This is a genomic window from Bifidobacterium sp. LH_743, from assembly GCF_056355775.1.
In genome coordinates this window covers 60,814-83,414 of sequence record NZ_JBKESZ010000004.1, presented here as the reverse complement: position 1 = coordinate 83,414, position 22,601 = coordinate 60,814, and the positions used below count along the sequence as shown (strand labels likewise).

General features: G+C 58.9%; 24 protein-coding genes. All 24 read right to left on the bottom strand.

Annotated features, from left to right (window positions below; all coding sequences use genetic code 11):
• Nucleotides 1-13: 13 nt before the first annotated feature.
• The 24 genes from ruvB to tsf all read right to left on the bottom strand — a co-directional run bounded on the left by ruvB (nt 14) and on the right by tsf (nt 22,551).
• The gene (ruvB, locus tag AC1ATL_RS06645; RefSeq protein WP_432622510.1) at nt 14-1,087 is read right to left on the bottom strand and encodes a Holliday junction branch migration DNA helicase RuvB; all 1,074 of its coding nucleotides are present in this window, start codon (nt 1,085-1,087) and stop codon (nt 14-16) included.
• 11 nt (nt 1,088-1,098) lie between these two features.
• Nucleotides 1,099-1,716 carry a Holliday junction branch migration protein RuvA gene (gene ruvA, locus AC1ATL_RS06640; protein WP_476569474.1) on the bottom strand — a complete coding sequence of 206 codons (618 nt, stop codon included), beginning with the start codon at nt 1,714-1,716 and terminating at the stop codon, nt 1,099-1,101.
• Nucleotides 1,717-1,760: 44 nt separating this feature from the next.
• Nucleotides 1,761-2,342, bottom strand: coding sequence for a crossover junction endodeoxyribonuclease RuvC (gene ruvC, locus AC1ATL_RS06635; protein ID WP_476569472.1), 582 nt, complete (start codon nt 2,340-2,342; stop codon nt 1,761-1,763).
• 6 nt (nt 2,343-2,348) lie between these two features.
• Nucleotides 2,349-3,104, bottom strand: coding sequence for a YebC/PmpR family DNA-binding transcriptional regulator (locus AC1ATL_RS06630; protein ID WP_432622516.1), 756 nt, complete (start codon nt 3,102-3,104; stop codon nt 2,349-2,351).
• Between the two features lie 130 nt (nt 3,105-3,234).
• Nucleotides 3,235-3,897 carry a phosphatidylinositol phosphate synthase gene (gene pgsA, locus AC1ATL_RS06625; protein ID WP_476569470.1) on the bottom strand — a complete coding sequence of 221 codons (663 nt, stop codon included), beginning with the start codon at nt 3,895-3,897 and terminating at the stop codon, nt 3,235-3,237.
• 120 nt (nt 3,898-4,017) lie between these two features.
• The gene (gene thrS, locus AC1ATL_RS06620; protein WP_476569468.1) at nt 4,018-6,051 is read right to left on the bottom strand and encodes a threonine--tRNA ligase; all 2,034 of its coding nucleotides are present in this window, start codon (nt 6,049-6,051) and stop codon (nt 4,018-4,020) included.
• A 164-nt stretch (nt 6,052-6,215) separates the two neighbouring features.
• A complete protein-coding gene (locus AC1ATL_RS06615) occupies nt 6,216-7,046 on the bottom strand; it encodes a DUF881 domain-containing protein (RefSeq protein ID WP_432622522.1) in 831 nt (276 codons plus the stop codon).
• Nucleotides 7,047-7,052: 6 nt separating this feature from the next.
• Nucleotides 7,053-7,385, bottom strand: a complete 333-nt coding sequence (locus AC1ATL_RS06610; protein ID WP_003809295.1) for a small basic family protein — start codon at nt 7,383-7,385, stop codon at nt 7,053-7,055.
• Nucleotides 7,385-8,356 (bottom strand): DUF881 domain-containing protein, encoded by a 972-nt coding sequence (locus tag AC1ATL_RS06605; RefSeq protein ID WP_432622527.1) that lies wholly within the window; start codon nt 8,354-8,356, stop codon nt 7,385-7,387. The genes AC1ATL_RS06610 and AC1ATL_RS06605 overlap by 1 nt, the downstream gene beginning before the upstream one ends.
• A gap of 5 nt (nt 8,357-8,361) precedes the next feature.
• Nucleotides 8,362-8,973, bottom strand: a complete 612-nt coding sequence (locus AC1ATL_RS06600) for a CDP-alcohol phosphatidyltransferase family protein (protein ID WP_476569465.1) — start codon at nt 8,971-8,973, stop codon at nt 8,362-8,364.
• Nucleotides 8,974-8,986: 13 nt separating this feature from the next.
• A complete protein-coding gene (gene hisG, locus AC1ATL_RS06595) occupies nt 8,987-9,838 on the bottom strand; it encodes an ATP phosphoribosyltransferase (protein WP_432622531.1) in 852 nt (283 codons plus the stop codon).
• Nucleotides 9,839-9,890: 52 nt separating this feature from the next.
• Entirely contained in the window at nt 9,891-10,154 is a 264-nt protein-coding gene (locus AC1ATL_RS06590; RefSeq protein ID WP_003809305.1) for a phosphoribosyl-ATP diphosphatase, read from the bottom strand.
• 29 nt (nt 10,155-10,183) lie between these two features.
• Nucleotides 10,184-10,858 carry a ribulose-phosphate 3-epimerase gene (rpe, locus tag AC1ATL_RS06585; RefSeq protein WP_432622534.1) on the bottom strand — a complete coding sequence of 225 codons (675 nt, stop codon included), beginning with the start codon at nt 10,856-10,858 and terminating at the stop codon, nt 10,184-10,186.
• 25 nt (nt 10,859-10,883) lie between these two features.
• Entirely contained in the window at nt 10,884-11,891 is a 1,008-nt protein-coding gene (lgt, locus tag AC1ATL_RS06580; RefSeq protein WP_432622536.1) for a prolipoprotein diacylglyceryl transferase, read from the bottom strand.
• A 68-nt stretch (nt 11,892-11,959) separates the two neighbouring features.
• Complete coding sequence (gene trpA / locus AC1ATL_RS06575; protein WP_476569462.1) at nt 11,960-12,835, bottom strand: tryptophan synthase subunit alpha; 876 nt, start codon at nt 12,833-12,835, stop codon at nt 11,960-11,962.
• 17 nt (nt 12,836-12,852) lie between these two features.
• Complete coding sequence (locus AC1ATL_RS06570) at nt 12,853-14,946, bottom strand: bifunctional indole-3-glycerol phosphate synthase/tryptophan synthase subunit beta (RefSeq protein ID WP_432622538.1); 2,094 nt, start codon at nt 14,944-14,946, stop codon at nt 12,853-12,855.
• A 41-nt stretch (nt 14,947-14,987) separates the two neighbouring features.
• On the bottom strand, nt 14,988-16,544 hold the full coding sequence (gene trpE / locus AC1ATL_RS06565; RefSeq protein ID WP_432622540.1) for an anthranilate synthase component I: 1,557 nt from the start codon (nt 16,542-16,544) through the stop codon (nt 14,988-14,990).
• Nucleotides 16,541-16,951, bottom strand: coding sequence for a phosphoribosyl-AMP cyclohydrolase (gene hisI / locus AC1ATL_RS06560; RefSeq protein WP_432622542.1), 411 nt, complete (start codon nt 16,949-16,951; stop codon nt 16,541-16,543). The genes trpE and hisI overlap by 4 nt, the downstream gene beginning before the upstream one ends.
• Before the next feature lie 86 nt (nt 16,952-17,037).
• Nucleotides 17,038-17,808: an imidazole glycerol phosphate synthase subunit HisF gene (hisF, locus tag AC1ATL_RS06555; RefSeq protein WP_432622544.1), complete on the bottom strand. Its 771-nt coding sequence runs from the start codon at nt 17,806-17,808 to the stop codon at nt 17,038-17,040.
• Nucleotides 17,809-17,913: 105 nt separating this feature from the next.
• Nucleotides 17,914-19,083: a dual-specificity RNA methyltransferase RlmN gene (gene rlmN, locus AC1ATL_RS06550; RefSeq protein ID WP_476569458.1), complete on the bottom strand. Its 1,170-nt coding sequence runs from the start codon at nt 19,081-19,083 to the stop codon at nt 17,914-17,916.
• Nucleotides 19,084-19,102: 19 nt separating this feature from the next.
• Entirely contained in the window at nt 19,103-20,089 is a 987-nt protein-coding gene (locus AC1ATL_RS06545; RefSeq protein WP_476569456.1) for a phosphatidate cytidylyltransferase, read from the bottom strand.
• 51 nt (nt 20,090-20,140) lie between these two features.
• Nucleotides 20,141-20,695 carry a ribosome recycling factor gene (frr, locus tag AC1ATL_RS06540; RefSeq protein ID WP_003809323.1) on the bottom strand — a complete coding sequence of 185 codons (555 nt, stop codon included), beginning with the start codon at nt 20,693-20,695 and terminating at the stop codon, nt 20,141-20,143.
• 51 nt (nt 20,696-20,746) lie between these two features.
• Complete coding sequence (gene pyrH, locus AC1ATL_RS06535) at nt 20,747-21,496, bottom strand: UMP kinase (protein ID WP_476569453.1); 750 nt, start codon at nt 21,494-21,496, stop codon at nt 20,747-20,749.
• A 179-nt stretch (nt 21,497-21,675) separates the two neighbouring features.
• Nucleotides 21,676-22,551, bottom strand: coding sequence for a translation elongation factor Ts (tsf, locus tag AC1ATL_RS06530; RefSeq protein ID WP_026645925.1), 876 nt, complete (start codon nt 22,549-22,551; stop codon nt 21,676-21,678).
• Nucleotides 22,552-22,601: the final 50 nt, after the last annotated feature.

Below are 22,601 nucleotides of genomic sequence, written 5' to 3'. Positions count from 1 at the left end.
CCGGTCAACGAGTCTATGCCGTCTTGTTGACATCAAACCGCGAATCGTCAGGCGTGAGGCCAAGATGCTTCCATGCCTTGCGCGTGGCCACACGCCCTTTGGGGGTACGCATCAGGAAACCTTCACGCACCAGATACGGCTCGCATACCGTTTCCACGGTCTCCGATTCCTCACCCACCATCGCCGCCAGATTGTTCAGGCCGACTGGGCCGCCGTTGAAATTGGTGACAATGGCTTTGAGTACTGCGATGTCCAAACGGTCCAGGCCTTCGGTATCAATCTGGTAGAGGGCCAGCGCTTCCTTGACGTCATCAGGACGCACCGATTCGAGATCATGCACGATGGCCCAATCCCTGACACGCCGTAGCAGACGATTGGCTATTCGAGGCGTGCCCCGTGAACGCATGGCCAGCTGTCGGGCGGCGCCATCCTCCAATTGAATTCCCAGCACCGCGGCGGAACGCTCAATCAGTTTCTCGAGCTCCTCATGAGGGTAGAAGTCGAGATGCGCGGTGAAACCGAAACGCGCGCGTAACGGGGATGGCAACATGCCTTCCCTGGTGGTGGCGCCGACAACGGTGAATCTTGGCAAGGTCAGTGGAATGGAGGACGCTCCAGGCCCCTTGCCGACCATCACATCGACGCGGAAATCCTCCATGGCGATATACAGCAGCTCCTCGGCGGCACGCGGCAGACGATGGATCTCATCGATGAAAAGCACCTCGCCCGCATCCAGCGAGCTCAGAATCGAGGCGAGGTCTCCGGCATGCTGGATGGCGGGTCCCGAGGTGATACGAATCGGAACGCCCAATTCGTTGGCCACAATCATGGCCAACGTGGTTTTACCAAGCCCAGGAGGGCCGGCGAGCAGTATGTGGTCCGGGGGCACATCGCGTTTGCGGGCCGCGTCTAGGAACAATTGCAGCTGCGCCTTGAGCCTGGGCTGGCCGATGAATCCGTCAAGGACATGCGGACGCAATTCCTCGTCGCTGACCGGTTCGTTGCCAACCGGCGAGGCGGAAACCATGCGGAGCGATTCCTCGTTCGCACCGGTATTCGGCTGTTCGAATGCGTCAGTGTTCTCCATATCGGCTTTCCTCACCTACCCCTGTCCAGAGATGCCAACGCCAGTTTCAGCACGCGGGGCACGTCCTCCGCATCCAATGGCGTCTCGATCTGATTGTCGGCGCATGCCATCCGCACCGCTTCAGTGGCATCCTGCTGATGCCATCCCAGCGACATCAGCCCCTCGACCACCTGTTCCGTTCCAGTATCCTCGGAAGCGACCCCGGCATTGGAGGATCCCTCAATCTGGCTGAGGTCAATCGACCCCTTCAACTCGAGGATGATCTTCTGTGCGCCCTTCTTGCCCAATCCCGGAGCCTTGGCCAACGCCGCGGCGTCGCCGTCGGCCACCGCACGCGCCAACCTGTCGGGCGGCAGTGTGGACAGCAACGACAACGCAACCTTGGGACCGATGCCACTGACCTTCTGCAGCTGCAGGAACATCCGTTTCGAAGCCATAGTGCCAAAACCGAACAACGTGATGGCATCCTGGGACACGTTCAACGAAGTATAGACCTTGACGTCCTGTCCGGCATGGATGGAGGCCAGATCCGCCGACGGCATCCTGACCTCATATCCAACTCCTCCGACCTCGATGAGGGCCGAAACGGCGTCGACCGAATCCACACGGCCGTGAAGCATGCCAATCATCGCGGATACTCCTTCGAACAAATCTAGAACATCTGTTCGATAGCCTACATGCCTCCACGGACGCCCTGTCTGCGCGCGGCCCTCTGCGAAGCCTGGGCCCACTGTCGCTGCGCCGCCGTGAGATGCTGCTCTCGTTCACCGCCCTGCAACGCGCCGGCCGGACGCAGCGCATGGCATATCGCAATCGCAAGCGCATCCGCCGCGTCCGCGGGCTTCGGCAACACGTTCAACCCAAGTATGCGCGCCACCATGCGCTCCATCTGGATTTTCTCGGCCTTGCCGTTGCCGGTAATCGCGAGCTTCGATTCAGTAGGCGTGTGCAATGCCACGGGAATGCCGCGCTGCGCCGCGGCCAGCATGGCCAATCCTGCCGCCTGCGCGGTGCCCAGCACAGTATTGCGGTTCTCCTGAGCGAAAACACGCTCGATGGATACCACGTCCGGCACGAATCGTTCTATTTTCTCCACCAGTCCGTTGTAGATGGCCAGAAGTCGAAGATCCTGCGACGTCTTGGGATCGGATCGCACCACATCCACATGAATAAAAGAAAGCCGGCGGTATGCGCCGGCTTCGATCACGCCGACCCCGCAGCGTGTCAGCCCGGGATCGACGCCAAGGATAATCACGATGGATTACTCCTCGTCCAACTGGGCCATGACCTCGTCGGAGGCGGTCCAATTGGAGTAAATGTTCTGAACATCGTCCAGATCGTCAAGATTGTCGATGAGCTTCGAGACTTTCTGGGCGTCCTCGAGACTCAGCTCCACCTCGGTCTTCGGCATCATGACCAGATCTGCGGAATCATAATCGAATCCGGCATCCTGCAAGGCCTTACGCACGTCAATCATGTCGGAGGGATCGGTGATGACGGTGAACACCTCACCATCATCGGTCACATCCTCGGCGCCAGCCTCGGCAGCCTTCTCGAACAGACTGTCGAAATCAACGCCTTCAGCCGGGACGACGATCTGGCCCTTACGCTCGAAGTTGAAGCTCACGGAGCCGGTGGTCGCCAAGGAGCCGTTGCCCTTAGTCAGCGTGGAACGCACATCGGCGGCCGCGCGGTTGCGGTTGTCGGTAAGGCATTCGATGATCAGGCCGACGCCTGCCGGGGCGTAGCCCTCGTACACGATATCCTCATAGTTGGCGCCGCCCGCTTCCTCGCCGGAACCACGCTTGACGGCACGCTTGATGTTGTCGGCCGGCATGGAGGCCTTCTTAGCCTTGTAGATGGCGTCGTACAGGGACGGATTGCCGTCAGGATCGCCACCACCCATACGTGCTGCGATCTCGATGTTCTTGATCAGCTTGGCGAACAGCTTGCCGCGCTTCGCGTCGATGGCGGCCTTCTTGTGCTTGGTGGTCGCCCACTTGGAATGACCTGACATAATGCTCCTAGGCAGGTTGCGGATATTTCAAACGAAATGATTCTAAAGCGGTTCACAGACAAAGTTCGGATTCGGACCTTCGGCATTTCACTTGATGGAACCATTGCCGGCGTTTCCCGGGTCACGGCATTCAACGCCGGTATGTTTTCTCACCGATGGACATCTGTCGCCGGGCTTCAAGGATCCGCTGAAACACAGTGACCAATCCAAGCACGGCCAGCAATACCATGGCGACGGTCAACCATAACCCCTGCCGGGTCAAGCCGGTGATGGCCATGCCCACCAGAATGATCACCAAACGATCCGCGCGCGTGGCCACACCGTTCTTCACCTCATAGCCGACGGATTCGGCCCTGGCGCGGGCGTAGGAGGTGACGAACGACGTCATCACTGCCACCGTCGCCGCCACGATGCCGATCGTGGCCACATAATCCGGAATGCCATCGGTTCCCGCATGCCACCAATCGTCGTGCAGCACGAAGAAAACAATCACCCCGACGAGCATCGCCCAATCGGCGATACGGTCGAGCGTGGAGTCGAGGAACGCACCGAATTCGGTGCCACCGGTGGTGAGCATCGCGATCGAGCCATCCAAGGAGTCGGCGAGCACAAGCAGGGTCAGTACCACCGCTCCCCCGAAAAGCCAGCCGGTGATGCCGGTCGCTATGGCCACGACGATGGTCCCGATAGATCCAATCACCGTCACTGCGTTGGCGCTCAGCCCTATGGCGATCAGAGCCTTCGCGATTGGTTCGATGAGTCTTTTGAATGGGGCGCGGAGATGTTCAAGCATTACGTATACTTCTTTCGATGAAAACGCGGAACGGCGTGCAAACCCCGCAATCGAGGTTTGCACGCCGTTCCATCAGATCATGGTCGCATCACAGCGGACCGGTTGGTCGTCAATCCACGCTCAGTCGGCGAGGGCGGCCTTGAAATCGTCGACGTTGTTGACCTGGACACGCTTCTTGATGACGGTCAGGATATTCGCCTTCGCCTCGTCGACAGGCACGCCGTTGAGCTGGCTGCCGTCACGGAAGCGGAAGCTCACCGCATTGTTGTTCGTGTCCTCCTCACCGACGATGAGGATGAACGGCGCCTTGGACTTGGAGGCGTTGCGGATCTTCTTGCCGAAACGATCGTCGGACAGGTCAATCTCGCAGCGGACAGTCTCCTCTTCCAGGCTGGCGATGAACTTCTGCAGATGCGGGGCGAATTCGTCCGCGACCGGCACGCCAAGCACCTGGACGGGGGCGAGCCATGCCGGGAAAGCGCCTGCGTAGTGTTCAAGCAGCACGGCGAAGAAACGTTCGATGGAGCCGAACAGCGCGCGATGGATCATCACCGGGCGCTGGTGGGTGCCATCGGCGGCGATGTACTCGAGCTTGAAGCGTTCAGGCAGATTGAAGTCGAGCTGGATGGTGGAAACCTGCCAAGTACGGCCAATCGCGTCACGAGCCTGCACGGAGATCTTCGGACCGTAGAACGCGGCGCCGCACGGGTCGTCGACCAGTTCCAGACCGGATTCCTTGGCGACCTCGGCCAGCGTGTTGGTGGCCTCCTCCCAGATCTCATCGGAACCGACGTACTTGTGCGGATCCTTGGTGGACAGCTCCAGATAGAAGTCGTCCAGACCGAAGTCCTTCAACAGGCCGAGCACGAAGTTGAGCAGGCTCTTGAGCTCATCCTTCATCTGCTCGCGGGTGCAGTAGATGTGGGAGTCATCCTGGGTCAAGCCGCGCACGCGGGTCAGACCGTGCACTTCACCGGACTTCTCGTAACGGTACACGGTACCGAATTCGAACAGTCGCAACGGCAGTTCACGATAGGAACGCTGACGCGACTTGAAGATCAGGTTGTGCATCGGGCAGTTCATCGGCTTCAGGTAATAGTCGAAGCCCTGCTTGATCACATTGCCGTTCTCGTCCTTCTCCTCATCCAGACGCATCGGCGGATACATGCTGTCCTTGTACCACTGCAGATGGCCGGAGGTCTCATACAGGCCGCCCTTGGTGATGTGCGGGGTCTGCACAAAGCTGTAGTGGTGCTTGCGGTGCATCTCGCGCGAGTAATCCTCCATGGCGTTGATGACGGCGGCGCCCTTCGGATGGAACACGGCAAGGCCCGGACCGATCTCGTCCGGGAAGGAGAACAGATCCATTTCGGCGCCGAGCTTGCGGTGGTCGCGCTTGGCGGCCTCCTCCAGACGGGTCTGATAGGCCTTGAGGTCCTCCTTGGTTGCGAAGGCTGCGCCGTAGATGCGCTGCAGCATGGGGTTCGCTTCGCTGCCGCGCCAGTATGCGGCGGCGGAACGCTCGATCTTGAAAGCCTTGATGTAGCGGGTATTCGGCAGGTGCGGTCCGCGGCACAGGTCCTTCCAGACCACATTGCCGTCACGGTCGACATTGTCGTAGAAACTCAGTTCCTTGCCGCCGATTTCAGTGGCGGCTTCCGGATCGAGGTGGGCTTCCTTATCCTTGATGAGTTCGAGCTTGTAAGGCTGATCGGCCTCTTCGGCGAGGGCTTCCTCCTCGGTCACGACGCGACGGCGGAAGGACTGGGAGGATTTGATGATGCGCTGCATGCGCTTTTCGATTTCCTTGAGGTCCTCCGGAGTGAACGGGGTGTCCACATCGAAATCGTAGTAGAAGCCGTCCTTGATGACCGGTCCGACGCCGAGTTTGGCGTCAGGACGGATTTCCTGTACGGCCTGGGCCATGACGTGGGTCGCGGAGTGGCGCATGATGGCCACGCCATCCTCGCTATCGAGGGCGATGGGCTCCACGACATCGCCGTCGTGCAGTTCGGTGTAGAGGTCGCGGGGTTCGCCGTTCAGACGAACCGCGATGATGTTCTTGTCATCTGAGAAGAGCTGGACGCCGGTCTGGTCTGCCGCCACCTCCTTCGTTTCGCCGTTGAGTGTGATGGAGATGGTCTGTTCAGCCATGAGTTGTCCTTTGCTATCGGGGTCCGCGTTACCAATGTGCAGGCCTGGACTAAATATCAACGATGAACAAGATAAAGGCGAGTACAGACAATGGCGCGTTCCCCCTGTGGATGAAGTCTCGAGGCCGGTCAAACCGTTGTCGGAAGATCAGTCGGCATCGGCTTTCACTGACCGACGACATGCGCGTATGTATATTGCGGAGCCTGACGTGTCGACTTGATCGTCACCCTGTCCGAAGGGTCGACGGACACTGTGGCGCCATATTTCACTTTGAGCCTCGAACCTACGCCGCCGGCAAGATTGACCGCGTTCTGCAGATTGTCGACATCGCCAATCGCGCGAATGGTGTATGGCGCCTTGAGCTTGGTGCCGTCGCAGACGAGTCCGTTCGAGGCATCGCTGATGTAGGTGCTGGTGACCACACGCACGTTGTTGATCTCGATGACTTCGGCGCCGCTGTTGCGCAATTCCTCAAGCAGAGTGAACAGGACAGCGGCATCGATCTTCTGTTTGTCGCCTTGCGAGATACGGATGACCACACCTTCGCCGGTGGCCGCGAGACGCCCGGAGAGAATACCGTTCGTCTGCGCGTTCTGGCGTGCGATTTCCGCGGCTTTCTCGTTCTTGTCGGCAGTATCCTTCAACGCGTTCAGCTGACTGGAAAGCTCGTTCTTGCGCTGCTCGAGCTTCTGGACCTGGGTGCTTGTCTCGCTGATGAGTTTGGTCAGCTCGTCCTCACTCATCGTCTCGTATGTGGATGTGGTGTTGTTCACTTGGATGGCGTAGCTGAAGCCCAGCAATGCGCACAGCACCGTGACGAGAATGCTGGAATATAGTCTGGCACGGGTGGTCTTCGCGTCAAGAGAGATTCGTTTCGTCCTGGACTTGACCATGGGAAACGCGCCGGTCTGTGTGCTGTCGTTGTTCTGGTCCTTGACGATCTGCTCATGAATCTTGGACAGCACATCCTTGTTGTTCTCGTTATGCGCGGACATACCACATCAGCCCTTGAAGATGAAGCGACGGATGGAGGACACGTTGGTGAAGATTCGTATGCCGAGCACCACAATCACGGCAGTCTGCAACTGGGATCCGACACCCAGCTGGTTGCCAAGGAACACCAGCAGCGTGGCGGTGATGACGTTCGAGAAGAAGGAGATGACGAATACCTTGTCGGAAAAACTGCGTTGGAAATACGCACGTGCCGCGCCCAGCAGCGCGTCCAACGCGGCCAGCACCATGATCGGCAGGTACGGCTGCAGCTCGATGGGGATGTCCGGACGGACGAACACGCCGATCACCACACCGATGATGAGTCCCAAGACCGCTGCCATTACTCGTCCTTCCTCACATGAGTCGTATCGCCTGCGACCGCAGCTTCCAGTGTAATGGATTTGCTTCTGCTCACCTGCGGATAGATGCCGGCCTTCTTGAAATCGTCATACAGCTTTTTCTGCGTCGTTTTGTCCACCGCCTTCGACAAGGCGACCGGATTGCCGATCGCCTCAATCCTGTAAGGGCTTTGCACCGAATTCACACCGATGAGAATCGTTGTGCCGGCCGTTCGAATCGAGGTCTGCACGCCGAGTCTGTTGCCGTTGATGGCGATCGCCTCCGCGCCCGACTGCCATAGCAGGGAGACCAGCAGCTGCAGGTCGGAATCGGTGACGACGCGGATTTGATTGCCGTTCTCCCTGGGCAATGAGGAATCCGCATTGTCGCCGCTGACCGCAAGCGGGTTAGCCACCGTCAGGGTGATGCCTTCACCTTGCACCGGAAGAGTGCCGTTGACCATCTCGTCATCCCGCAACGTCTGGTTCAACGACCAGTTCGCCACGGATTTCGATTCGGTCTCAACTTGGGATCGCAGGTCGTTGACCTCCTTGGTGAGATCACCGGCCTGCTTCGTCTGATCTGTCAATTGGCTTGCCAGCTGTTTACGCACCTCCTTGCGCGGATCGGTGCTGAGCTGGCGCACGAAGACGCTTCCTGCCGCTCCGACTGCGATGCAGATGAGGAACACCAGGATTCTAGTGGCCCAAATCGATACGGTAGAACGCTTCTTGGTCGCCAATCTGGAATCGGAATACAGCACATCCATCGGACGGTTGGTCAAATCGTCTATGAGACGAAGCGAATCCTCCTCGGTGTGTCTGCGCCGTTGGGAAACCGCAGGCATGGAGACCTGCTGCACATGATGCGACGCGAGTCCCGCGAAAGACGCCGAAAAAACGGCACGATGCTTCGTCGGCATGTTCTCCATCGAGACGGGGAACGACATGTAACGCGGAGCATCGGCATTCATGTGATTCAATCCTTATGTTTTCCGTCGTTCTTCAGCAACTGAAGGCCCTGACGCATGTAGATGTATCCCGCGAGCCAGTACAATCCAACGCCCCAGATGCCAATGGCAAGGCCGCATAGATGCAACGAGTCGGTGGCGGAATTCGACCAGATGTCAGCGAAAATCAACACGACGATGGCTATCAGCAGCATCGCGGTACCGGCTTTGCCTACAAAATGGACGGGCAACGGGCCATAATCATGTTGTGCGAGAACCAATATGAGGATAGCCATGATCAGATCCCGAAGGCCGACGACGATCAGCATCCACCATGGAATGATGTTCGCCACACCCAAGGCGAGAATGCTGCAGAAAATCAGCAGACGATCGGCGATGGGATCGAGAATCTGACCGATTTTGCTCACCTGGTTGAACGATCTGGCGATCAGCCCGTCCAATCCGTCGGATACCGCGGACAAAGCCAGCACGACCAAGGCGGGAACCATCTTGTGGTGGGAGACCAGCACTGAAATGAAGGGAATCGAAATGATCCGCAACAGGCTGATGAAATTCGGAACCGTGAAATAGATGTCCCGCGGTTCCGGACTGTACTGCTTCTTGATAATCAGTTTGCCCATGCTGTGAGAGACACTACATTCTCGAAGCCTGCAATGCGGTGACGATTATGCCGCGGGCACCGACCTCATACAGCTGGTCCATGAGCAGATTCACCTTTGCCTTCGGCACCACCACGCGCACGGCTGCCCACTGCTTGTCATGCAGTGGCGAGATCGTGGGGCTTTCGAAGCCCGGGGTGATATTCACAGCTGCCGACACCTTCTCAACCGGGATGTCATAGTCCATAAGCACATATCGTTGAGCTGTGAGCACGCCCTGCAGACGGCGGCTCAGAATCGTCAGCCGATCGTCGTCCTCGGCAAGTCGGGGGGAACGGATCAGCACTGCCTCGGAATGCATCAACGGCTCGGCGAAGACACGCAGACCGGCGTTGCGCAACGTTGTTCCGGTGGATACCACATCGGCGATCAGATCGGCCACTCCTAGTTGGACGGACGATTCGACGGCGCCATCCAGATGCACGGTTTCCGCATTGATGCCATGCTCGACCAGATAGTCATGCACGAGTTTGTCGAATGTAGTGGCGACACGCTTGCCTTCGATATCCTCAAGCTTGGTGATCGGCGAATCGTTCGGAGCCGCGAAACGGAATGTGGAGGCGCCGAATCCCAGTTGCATATGCTCCTTGGCATCGGTTCCGGAATTCACCAGCAAATCATGACCGGTGATGCCTACGTCAATGGTGCCACGACCGACATACACGGCGATATCCAGCGGACGCAGATAGAACAACTCCACATCATTGTCGGGATCTTCCACGACCAGCTGGCGAGGGTTGCTTCTCAAACGGTAGCCGGCTTCGGACAGCATGTTCCAAGCGGGTTCGGACAGCATGCCCTTATTGGGCACAGCGATTCTCAGCATGGTTCTCCTTTAGAAAAGGCCACACCGTCAAGTGGCATGGCCTCGGGTTTCCTCACAGGTTCTTGTAAATATCCTCGAGCGTGATGCCGCGGTCGATCATCATGACCTGCAGATGGTAGATGAGCTGGCTCATCTCCTCTGCCGTGCGGTCAGCTCCCTCGTATTCGGCGGCAATCCAGGTCTCCCCCGCCTCCTCGACGATCTTCTTGCCGATGAAATGCGTGCCCTTGGCCAGCTCATCGACGGTCAGGGAACCCGCTTGCTTGGTAGCGGCCTTCTCGCTCAGTTCTGCGAACAGCGATTCAAAAGTCTTCATAGTCGTATGCTTCCTTGTGTGGTGATCGTTCACGCCTTGAAGGCCGCTTCGGCCTTCTCGCGGATGGAATCGATGGCTTCGGCCGGATTCTCGGCGCCGTACACTGCGGAGCCTGCGACCAGCACATCCGCGCCGGCTTCCGCCACGATATGCGCGGTCTTGGGGCTCACTCCGCCATCGACCTGAATCTTGGTGTCCAAGCCTCGGCGAGTGATCTCGTCACGCAGACGACGTACCTTGGCCATCTGGTTGTCCAGGAACTTCTGGCCTCCGAAGCCAGGTTCGACGGTCATGATCAGCACCATATCGAATTCGTCAAGAATGTCGAAGATCGGCTCTACCGGTTCAGCCGGGCGCACGGCGAAGCAAGCCTTGCAGCCCATGTCGCGCAACTGACGGGCGAGACGCACCGGAGCATGGGTGGCCCCCATATGGAAGCTGACGGAAGCCGCACCAAGCTTGGCGTATTCCGGAGCCCAACGATCCGGATCCTCAATCATCAGATGCACATCGACAGGTAGGTCGGTGACCTGGCAGATGCGGGCCACAATCGGCTCGCCCAGCGTCAGATTCGGAACGAAATGATGGTCCATCACGTCCACATGGACGAGATCAGCGTTGGAAATGGCCTTGAGGTCGCGTTCCAGATTGCAGAAATCGGCGGACAGGATGCTAGGTGCGATTTGAATAGTCATGTCTCTCATTCTATGGAAGGTAATCGACTTGATATCACTGGTTGTCGGAATGCTCATCGACATGTGAGACGGAAGAGTCGTCGTTCGGCATGATTTCACCCACGGTTTTCACGGAATTGGTTTCGGCCGTCGAATCAGAGCCAAGGCCATCGGCGAGACGGGTCTCGATTTCGGTGACGGTACGCAGCTTCTCCGCAAGCAACGCCGTGGGTTTGCCCATCTGCTGGACGACGATGAAGGCCACCACGCCAAGTACGAACACCGCCAAGGAAACCCACACATTGATACGCACGCCCAGGAACTCATGGGCGAAATCGATGCGCAAAGCCTCGATCCAAGTGCGTCCAGCCGTATACCACATGATGTACAGGGTGAACAGCGACCCCGCCTTGAGCCTTTTCATGATCCTGGCCCCGAGGAACACGATGAGCGCCGCGCCGACGAGATTCCAGATCATCTCATATAGGAAAGTGGGGTGGAACAGTGTGCCCGTCGGACAGGTGGCACCGTCATAGCATTGTTCGCTGTGGCCTATGGCGCTTCCCTCCATGTTGAGCTTCAAACCCCACGGCAGCGTGGTCGGCGCGCCGTAGAGCTCCTGGTTGAACCAGTTCCCCAAGCGTCCCACAGCCTGCGCAACAAGCAGTCCCGGGGCGACGGCGTCACCGAGCAGCGCCATCGGATAATGCTTGTGCCGGCACCATGCCCATGCGGCAAGCGCTCCAAGCAACACACCGCCCCAGATGCCCAATCCACCATTCCAGATTCGGAACATCTCGGTCCAATCGCCATTCGGTCCGAAGAAACGTTCCGGAGTGGTGATGATGTGGTAGATGCGCGCGCCGATGATACCGCTTGGCACCGCGACCAATGTGATGTCGAGAATCTGGTCGAAGGTGCCGCCGTATCGCTTCCAGCGAACGGTTGTCATCCATACGGCCAGCACGATGCCAAGCAGAATGCACAACGCGTAGAAATGTATGGTCACCGGACCGATGGAAAACTGTGAGATCGTCGGCGACGGAATATAAGCAAGTGTCATGGTTCCCCGATGGTAGTCCACGTATCCGATATGATGCGTGGACCACCAATGAGCCGTTTCCGGCTGTTTCAGTTACGGGCGTTATGGATGCCGTCGGCGAGCTCCTCGGTCTTCGCGGCCAAAGCCCTGAGACCGGCGGCCTCGTCGACGGCGTGTTTGCCGGATTCGTCGAGCATGGTATGCACCAAGGCCGAGCCCACGATGACACCATCCGCGTATGCTCCCACACGGGCGCCCTGCTCCGCGGTGGACACGCCGATGCCGACGCACACGTTTTTCGCCCCGGCCTTACGGGTGCGGGATACCAGCTCCTCCGGTGAGGCGTCGATGGTGGAACGTTCGCCGGTGACGCCCATGCGTGCCGCCGCGTAAACGAAGCCACGCGCATTGTCGGCGACGATCTTCAGACGGTCCTCGGTGGAATCCGGGGATACCAGGAAGATACGGTCAAGCCCATGGCGGTCGGACGCCTCGATCCATTCGCCGGCCTCGTCCGGAATAAGGTCCGGAGTAATCAGACCGGCGCCGCCCGCGTTCTCGAAGTCACGTGCGAAACGCTCGACGCCGTAATGGAAGATGAGGTTCCAGTAGCTCATGACCAGCGGCACTCCCCCGGCATTCGCCACGGTCTCCACGGCTTTGAACACATTGGCTATTTTCTCGCCGTTGTCGATGGCAATCTGGGAGGCCGCTTGGATGACGGGGCCGTCCATAACGGGATCGGAATACGGCAATCCGATCTCGACCGCGTTCACACCATGTTCGACCATGGTGCGGAACGCTTTGAGCGAGTATTCCGGATCAGGGAATCCATATGGCAGGTATCCGATGAAAGCCGGCTTGTTGGCAGCTTTGAATCCCTCGAACATGGATTCCGTCGGGCTGGGCTTGTGACTGATGCCGAGCGGCTGTCCGGACGGCGTGGATGCTGTTGCGTTCGTCATGATGATTGCTCCTTCTCTCACTCGCCGTCCACGTTGTTGCCTTGGGCGCCATTGGCTTCCAGTGCCTTGGCCTGTTCATCGGTCAGATATCCGAACCACTTGCCGGCGGTGTTCATGTCCTTGTCTCCACGACCGGAAATGTTGATGATCATGACCGGATGCTCATAGCCCTTGGCCTTGAGGTCCGCGGCTGCCTTATAGGCACCGGCGACGGCATGGGAGCTTTCGATGGCCGGAATGATGCCCTCGGTCTCGCACAGGTCCTTGAAGGCGCTCATGGCCTCCTGATCGGTCGCCCAGGAATAGTTGACGCGACCGATGTCCTTGAGCCATGCGTGTTCGGGGCCTACGGAAGCGTAGTCCAATCCGGCGGAGATGGAATAGGTGTCGAGGGTCTGCCCTTCGGAGTTCTCCAGCAGATAGCTCTTGGCTCCCTGGAACATGCCGAGTTCGCCGGTCCCCGGCGCGAATCTGATGGCATGCCGCCCGGATTCGGGGCCATTCCCGCCAGCCTCGTAGCCGTACAGGTTCACACGTTCGTCATCAAGGAAGGCGTTCATGATGCCGATGGCGTTGGAACCGCCGCCGACGCATGCGCAAATCGCATCCGGATGGTCGATGCCGTACCAATCCTGCAACTGCTGCTTGGCCTCCTCGCCGATGATCTTCTGGAAGTCGCGCACCATGGATGGGAACGGATGAGGACCCGCGACCGTACCGAGCAGGTAATGGGTGTCCTTGACGTTGGTGACCCAATCACGCAACGCCTCATTGATGGCGTCCTTGAGAATGCGGTCACCCAAGGTGACCTCCACGACTTCAGCTCCCAGCATGCGCATGCGCGCCACGTTCAACGCCTGGCGACGAGCATCGATCTGACCCATGTAGATGCGGCACTTGAGACCCAGCATGGCGCAGACCGTCGCGGTGGCCACACCATGCTGTCCGGCGCCGGTTTCGGCGATCACGCGGGTCTTGCCCATGCGCTTGACCAGAAGGGCCTGCCCGAGCGCGTTGTTGATCTTGTGGGCACCGGTGTGGTTCAGGTCCTCACGCTTGAGGAACACACGAGCGTCAAGCCCGGTCTTCTCTTTGAGACGCTCGGCGAAACGGGGAGCCTCGGTCAACGGGGACGGACGGCCGACATACTGCTTGTTCAATCGAGCCAATTCCTTATGGAATTCCGGATCGGCCTTGGCTTCCGTATACACGCGCTCAAGCTCGTCCAACGCCGTGATCAACGCTTCCGGCACATATCGTCCGCCGAATTGCCCGAAATACGGTCCTTCATGGCTTGCCAATGGGGTCTGTTCGGATGCTTTCACTCTTGCACCTGCCTTTACTAGTCGGTTCACCGCCTGTTCGTGGTCGGCTGCGGTGGCGACGCCTTCGCCAACCAGCACCGCATCGGCGCCGGCACGGGCATAGTCCTCAAGCTCGACCGCGCCGAACACACCCGATTCCGCCACACGAATCACATCATTCGGCAAATCGGCCGCCAATTCGTTGTATTTGTTCACGTCCACCTTGAGATCTTTGAGATTACGGGCATTGATGCCGATGACCTTGGCCCCCGCCTTGATGGCACGCTGAATCTCCTCACGCGTGTGGGTCTCCACAAGAACCGTCATGTTAAGACTGTGAGCAAGATCGAGCAGGGACTTGAGCCTGTCATCATCCAACGCGGCGACGATGAGCAGCACCAAATCCGCCCCATGCGCACGCGCCTCCCAAATCTGGTATTCGGTGACGATGAAATCCTTGCGCAGCACGGGAATCCTCACCGCGGCGCGCACCTTGTCGAAATCGTCAAGCGAGCCGAGAAACCGGCGTCCCTCGGTAAGCACGGAAATCGCGCTTGCCCCTCCCCGTTCGTATTCACGGGCCAAAGCGGCCGGATCGGGGATATCGCTCAAATGACCTTTGGAGGGGGAAGCCCTTTTGATTTCGGCGATGACCGGGACGCCATCCGACTTCTTCAGCCATTGACGCGCGTCAATCGGCGACGGCGCGTCGAACGCCATACGCTTGACCTCGTCAAGCGGCACATCCTTCTCCCTCGATTTCTGATCTTCGACGGCTCCCGCCACCAATTCATCGAGCACGGACATTGATATTCCTTTCACAACACAATCGAATGGTCACGCATGACTCACAACTGGCGAAGCTGCGCGGCGATCTGCACCGCCTCGACGCTGGCTTCGGCCTTGTTGCGAGTCTCTTGCCACTCACTGGCCGGCACGGAATCAAGTACGATTCCGGCTCCGGCCTGCACGCTCGCTTCATGGTCGCGGATGAATGCAGTTCGAATGGCGATGGCCATATCGAGGTTGCCTGAAAAATCAAAGTAGCCGACGGTACCGCCGTAGATGCCGCGATCGGCCGGCTCAAGCTCATCGATGATGTCGATGGCGCGCGGTTTCGGCGCTCCGGACAACGTTCCCGCGGGGAAGGCGGATGTGAATACATCGAACGGAGTCATACCATCGGCGACCTGTCCCGTAACGGTCGAGCAGATGTGCATGATATGGCTGAATCGCTTGATATCCATCAGGGAAACGACTTCGACGCTTTCCGGTTTGCACACTCGGCTCAGATCGTTGCGCGCCAGATCGACCAACATGATATGTTCGCTGCGTTCCTTCGGATCCGCCAGCAGCTCCTTGGCCAGTCTCTCGTCCTCTTCGGGAGTGGCGCCGCGCGGCCGGGATCCGGCGATCGGGAAGGACATGGCATGGCCATTGTCCACCTTGATCAGGGTTTCCGGACTGGAGCCGATGACGTTGAAATCGCGTCCCTGGGCATCAGTGAGCGCCATGAAGTACATGTACGGGCTTGGATTGAGCGTGCGCAGCACACGGTACACGTCGAACGGATCCGCAGGTGAATCGATGTCAAGTCGCTGCGAGATGACCACTTGGAACACATCGCCGTCGACGATGTGCCGCTTGGCCGTTTCGACGGCACGCTCGTAGTCCTCTTTTTCGGTACGGAACCGCAACTGGGGCTGTTCGACCGATTCGTCGAGCACATTGACCCTTGCCTCGTTCTCAACCGGTGTGGCGGCCTTGCGCTGCATGTCATCCAAACGTTCCAGAGCCTCGTCATAGGCGGCATCGGCGCGTGTCGGTCGGTCGTCGACATTCACGGCATTGGCGATCAGCCATACGGAACCGGATACATGGTCCACCACGGCGATATCCGTGGCAAGGGCCAGCACGGTTTCCGGCTGCCCGGTCTCGTTCGGCGCCTCGGCGTGTAGCGTCGGTTCCCAATGACGAATCGAATCCCAACCCACCGTGCCGACAAGACCGCTGGTCAGATTCGGCAGTCCATCGACATGTGGGGCCTTCAATGTCTTCAACGCCGCATGGGCCACTTCGACGACATCACCCTCAGCAGGAACGCCAACGGGCACCCGTCCAAGCCAATCGGCCTTGCCTGCGTTTGAACGCAACTGCGCCATGGAATTCACACCGATGAAGCTATAGCGGCTCCAAGCCCCGCCGAATTCAGCGGATTCGAGAATAAATGTGCCGGAACGTCCTCCTGCCAGACGCTCATAGAAGCCCACGGGCGTCAGTGAATCGGCGAGCAGCCGCCGCACGATAGGGATGACGCGGTACCCTTGGTCCGCCAATTCATGGAACTGCTCACGGCTTGGCCAGGTCGAGCCCCACTTCAGTGTACGCACGCTGCATTCGCTCACCGTTGGCCCTCCTGTTCCTTGGTCCGATAGCCTACGACCACGGGCAGCTGTCCGCCTTCCTCGAAGCAGGAGCGCTTGCCCGTATGACATGCCGCTCCCACTTGGTCGACTTCCACCAGAATGGCATCCCCATCGCAATCCAGTGCGAAGGACTTCACATATTGGGCATGACCCGACGTATCGCCCTTGCGCCAGTACTCCTGCCTAGATCTCGACCAGAACGTGACACGACCGGTGGTGAGGGTCCGTCTGACGGCTTCGTCGTTCATATAGCCGACCATCAGCACTTCCTTGGTGTCGAACTGCTGGATGACGGCGGCGACCAGACCCTTGTCGTCACGCTTGAGCCGTTGCGCGATGCGGGGATCGAGAGTGATGGAGTTGTCGTATGCTTTTTCGTTGGTCATGATGATGCTTCTTACGATTCGTTCAGTGGAAATGTTCTACGTGCGGCGGTTCCGGTCAATATCAGACCGTGGATGCGTCATTCCGTTCAGCGCACGGTGTAGCCAGCGGCCTTGATGGCCTCCTTGACCTCACCGATGGTGACCTTTCCATAATGGAAAATCGATGCGGCAAGCACCGCGTCCGCGCCGGCCGCAATCGCCGGTGGAAAATCCGCCGCCTTTCCGGCGCCACCCGAAGCGATGATAGGAATCTTGACTTCCTTGCGCACGGCCTTGATCATTTCCAAATCGAATCCCTGCTGGGTGCCGTCGGCGTCCATCGAATTGAGGAGGATCTCTCCTGCGCCGAGCTCCTGGGCGCGTTTGACCCACCAGATGGCGTCAATGCCAGTGGATTTGCGTCCTCCCATGGTGGTCACTTCAAAACCGGACTGCGTATGGCGCTCTCCACGCTCACGTCGCGCATCGACGGAAAGGACAAGCACTTGGTTGCCAAACCGTTCGGAAACTCGGCTAATCAGCGTGGGATCGTTGATAGCCGCGGTGTTGACACCGACTTTGTCCGCACCGCAGCGAAGTAGCGAATCGACGTCCTCGGGAGTGCGCACGCCGCCACCGACGGTCAGCGGGATGAAAATCTGCTCGGCGGTCCGGCTCACCACATCCACCATGGTATGCCTATGGGAGCTCGAGGCCGTCACATCAAGAAACGTCAGCTCGTCAGCGCCCTGCCGGTAGTATTCCGCAGCAAGTTCCACAGGATCGCCAGCGTCGCGAAGATTCTCGAAATGCACGCCTTTGACCACTCGTCCCGCATCTACATCAAGACATGGAATGACTCGGACCGCCAGTGACATGGTGCTCTACTCCTTCGCGCATAAAGTTTGCAACGATTGCAAGAGTAACCGCAAAACGTCACACCAACTCGCATGGAGTCCGAGTAGCGGACAGAAACATTGAAATCAGTCGCGTTCCTTGGCGGCCAGCTGTCCGCAGGCGCCATCGATATCCTGCCCGCGGGTGTCTCGCAATGTGGCGGTGATGCCCGCACTGCGAAGAATCTCCAAGAATCTACGCTCGTCCTCTGGTTTGGATGCGGTCCATTTCGATCCCTCAATCGGATTGAGCGGAATCGGATTGACATGCGCCCAGTCATCCCCGTAATGGTTCAGGCGCTTGGCCAGCAGTCTGGCATGTTCGGCCTGGTCGTTGATTCCGCGCATCAAAGCGTATTCGATGCTGACCCGCCGTTTGGTGGCCAGATAGTAATCGTGCGCGGCATCCAGCACCTGCGTGGTGTTGAAGCGCTTGTTCATCGGCACCAATTCATCACGCAGCTCGTCGCTCGGAGCATGCAGCGATACCGCGAGCCTCACAGGGATACCCTCCGCGGCAAGTTTCCTGATGCCCGGCACCACGCCTACCGTGGAAACGGTAATATTGCGGGCGGAAATGCCGAATCCTTCAGGAGGCATGGCGCTGATCTGCCGGACGGCGCTCATCACCGACCTATAGTTGCCCATCGGCTCGCCCATGCCCATGAACACGATATTGCTCAACCGGCCTGGACCGCCGGCCACATCGCCGTCGCGCATAGCTTTGGCGGCCACTCGCACCTGTTCCAGGATCTCACCCGCGGACATGTTCCTGGTCAATCCCAACTGGCCGGTGGCGCAGAACGGACATCCCATGCCGCAGCCGACCTGGCTGGAGATGCACAGTGTGGTTCTTGTCGGATAGCGCATCAGCACGGATTCAATCAACGATCCGTCGAACAATCGCCACAATGTTTTGATGGTCTTGCCCTCGTCGGCTACCTGACGGGTCACTTCGTGAATGAGTTCCGGAAAGAAGGTTTCGGCCGCGTCGGTGCGTCTGGCTGCAGGGAAATCGGAGAACTCCTCCGCGTTGATATCGAAATGGCCATAATAATGGTTGGCCAATTGCTTGACTCTGAATTTCGGTAGCCCGATTTCCTTGGCTTTGGCGATTCGCTCATCGTCGGACATGTCGGCGAAATGCAGCGGCGGCTTGCCGCGCCGGGCATGATCCTTCGACAGCACATCCCTGAATGCGCCTGATGTTCCTCCGGGCGTGATGCCGGTTTCCGGTTGTTCGTTCGCGGAATTCACGTTTGCAGCCGTCCCTTTCTCACATTCCGGTGGCCCATAGCAGCACGCACACGAAGGGCGCGCACAGCAGGATGGAGTCGACGCGATCCATCACACCACCATGGCCCTTGAGCAGGTGCCCCATGTCCTTGATGCCGATGTCACGCTTCAGCATGGACGCGCACAAATCGCCGAACGTTCCCGCAACGCCGATCATGACGCCCGCGATGACGGGCACCCACCAGCGGGACACGCATACGGAAGGTTCATATGTACAGAACATCGAGATGAAGAAACCGACCATGGCGAACAGGATGGAACCGGCGAGACCTTCCCAGGACTTCTTCGGGGAGATGCGCGGGCTGAGCTTGTGCTTGCCGAGCCAAGCGCCGGCGAACAGTCCACCGGTATCGCTCAAAGCCGGCATGAACACCAGCATGATGGCATGTGCCACGGGATGGTTGTTGAAGGTCAACGGCATGATCAGGCAGGAGGCCAGCAATGGGATGTACAGCACCGTGAACATGGAGACGGCCACATGGCTCAGACGGCTGTGGCTGATCTCACCTTGCTCATGGTTGAAAGACGATTCCAGACGAGCGCCGGCATCGGTATGCGACAGCTTGTCCGCCACTGCCAGAGAGAGACGGCTGCCAAACGTCACCTTGGCGCTGGCCGCGATGGCGACCAGCAGCAGCGAGACCAATACGCAGACCGTCATCGCCACAATATGATGGGTGCTGTAATACGTGGCCAGCAGTGTCGCGGCCGAACACACCCACAGCGTCACCACGGGAATGTGCAATCCCACAGTGGCGAAATCGACGCGCAGTTCCCACAGGGCGAGCATCATGAACAACACGACCAGATAGACGAACAGGTCGACGCTGATCAGCAGACACGCCAGAATGATGGCGATGAGGACGACAGCCGTGCCAATGGCCTGTGGCATGTTTCGCCCTGTCTTCTTGTTGATGGCGTCGATGGCCTCGGCTTCCTTTTCGTGTTGCTCCTGATGCCCCGTCATGTTCTCCCCTGTGGTACCGTGCGTCGATTGTTGATATGGAGGTATGGAGACTCAGACCTCCATGATCTCCTTCTGCTTGGTTTCCAGCAGAGCGTCAAGTTCGTCGGTGGTCTGCTTGGTGACCTTGTCCAGCTCCTTGAGCAGACGATCGCCCTCATCCTCGCCCATGTCGCCGTCCTTGATTGCCTTGTCAAGCGATTCCTTGGCCTTACGACGGATGTTGCGCACCGCGACCTTTCCGTCCTCAGCCTTGCCCTTGGCAATCTTGACATATTCCTTGCGGCGTTCCTCGGTCAGCTCCGGCATGGTCAGACGGATGACGTTGCCGTCACGACGCGGGCTGGCGCCAAGATCGGAGTCTCGCAACGCCTTTTCCACAGCATTGGCCTGGGACGCGTCGAACGGGGTGACGGCCAGCGTGCGCGGTTCCGGCACACCGATGGTGGCGACGGCCTTCAGCGGGGTCGGAGCACCGTAATAATCGACGGTGATGCCGTTAAGCAGCGCCGGATTCGCACGACCGGTGCGGATACCGGAGAAGTTCTCTTTGGTGGATTCCACGGACTTGGCCATCTGGGCCTTGGCCTGATCAACGATAGTTGCCATTGTTTTGCTCCTTATACTGTTGTTTCAATCGATATTCGACGTTGAATGTCTTCACTCGGCAAGCTTGGATTCAGCGGTGGAAACCATGGTGCCAATCTCGTCGCCGAGCAGCGCGCGGGTCACGTTTCCGGCGCCTTCCAGACCGAAGACGCGGATACGCTGACGATTGTCCCTCGCCATGGAAAGCGCCGCGGCATCCATGACGGCAAGATTGTCCACCAGCGCGCGATTATAGCTCAGCGTGGCGAAACGCTTGGCGTTTTCGTCCTTGCGCGGATCGGCGGTATACACGCCGTCCACACCGTTCTTGCCCATCAGCACCTCATCGCAATGAATCTCCAGGGAACGCTGGATGGACACCGTATCGGTGGAGAAGTACGGCATGCCGGCACCTGCGCCGAAAATCACGACACGGCCCTTTTCCAAATGACGGATGGCCTTGAGCGGAATATAAGGCTCGGCCACCTGACCCATGGTGATGGCGGTCTGCACACGGGTTGCCTGTCCCTCCTGCTCGAGGAAATCCTGCAATGCGAGGCAGTTCATCACAGTGCCGAGCATGCCCATGTAATCGCCGCGGGAACGATCAATTCCAGCCTGCTGCAACTCGGCGCCGCGGAAGAAGTTGCCGCCGCCCACGACGATGGCGACCTGTACGCCTTGTTTGACGGCGGGGACGATCTCCTCCGCGATACGACGGATGACGGCGGTGTCGATACCGACTTTTCCGCCTCCAAACGCTTCGCCGGAAAGCTTGAGCAACACCCTGCGGGGATTGTCACCAGTGTTTTCGCCAGTCATGAAATGCCTTTCTTACCCGAAAACCCATGAAATTACCGCTCTCAAGACTATCGGCAAACGCAGACACCGGAAACACGATGGCTTGAAGGAAAAAGAAAACGGCCGCAATCCGATGGAGATTGCGGCCGTTGGGGATATGCCGGCCCGCATGGGGAATGCGGGCCCGTCTCATATCAGATTCACTCGGCGTCGCCCTTGCCGACCTCCACGCGAGCGAAGGACAGCGCGGAGCCACCGACTTCCTTGAACAGGTCGCCGACGGTCTTGGACGGATCCTTGACATAGGCCTGCTCGAGCAGCACGGTCTCCTTGTAGAAAGCTCCAAGACGGCCTTCCACGATCTTCGGGGCGATCTTCTCGATCACGGCTTCCGGCTTGCCCTTGCTCTTGAGCTCCTCGGTGGTCTTCTCGGTGGCCACACGACGCTCGGACTCCAGCACATCGGCCGGGACATCCTCGCGGGTCAGCCACTGGGCGCCCATTGCGGAAATCTGGAGAGCGGCCTCATGAGCCACGGCGGCGCCGGCCTCATCAGTGGCGATCATGGCCACGATGCTCGGCGGCATCTCAGCGGACTTCTTGTGGGCGTAGACCTCGACATGCGGGCCTTCGACCTTGGCGAACTGACCGACCTTGACGTGCTCGCCGAACAAAGCCGCGGCTTCCTCGACGGCTTCCTTCACGGTGGAGTCGCCGGAGGCGGCTGCCAGAACATCATCCACGGAAGATGCTCCGGCCTTGACGGCGTCATCGAGCACGCTATCGGCGAACTCCACGAACTTCGGGGTCTTGGCCACGAAGTCGGTCTCGGAATTCAGCTCGACCGCGTAGCCGGTCTGACCGTTGGCGGACTCGACAACGGTGGAGGCGATGGTGCCTTCCTGGGCCTTACGACCTTCGCGCTTGCCAGCGGCCTGAATGCCCTTGGCGCGGATGATCTCCTTGGCGCGGGCCACGTCGCCTTCGGCTTCGGTCAGTGCCTTCTTGACGTCCATCATGCCGGCGCCGGTTTCCTCGCGCACCTGCTTGATCAGAGCTGCAGTGATTGCTGCCATTGATTTGTCTCCTCTGAAAATTTGGTGATGCCTCTATGACGGGAGGTGCA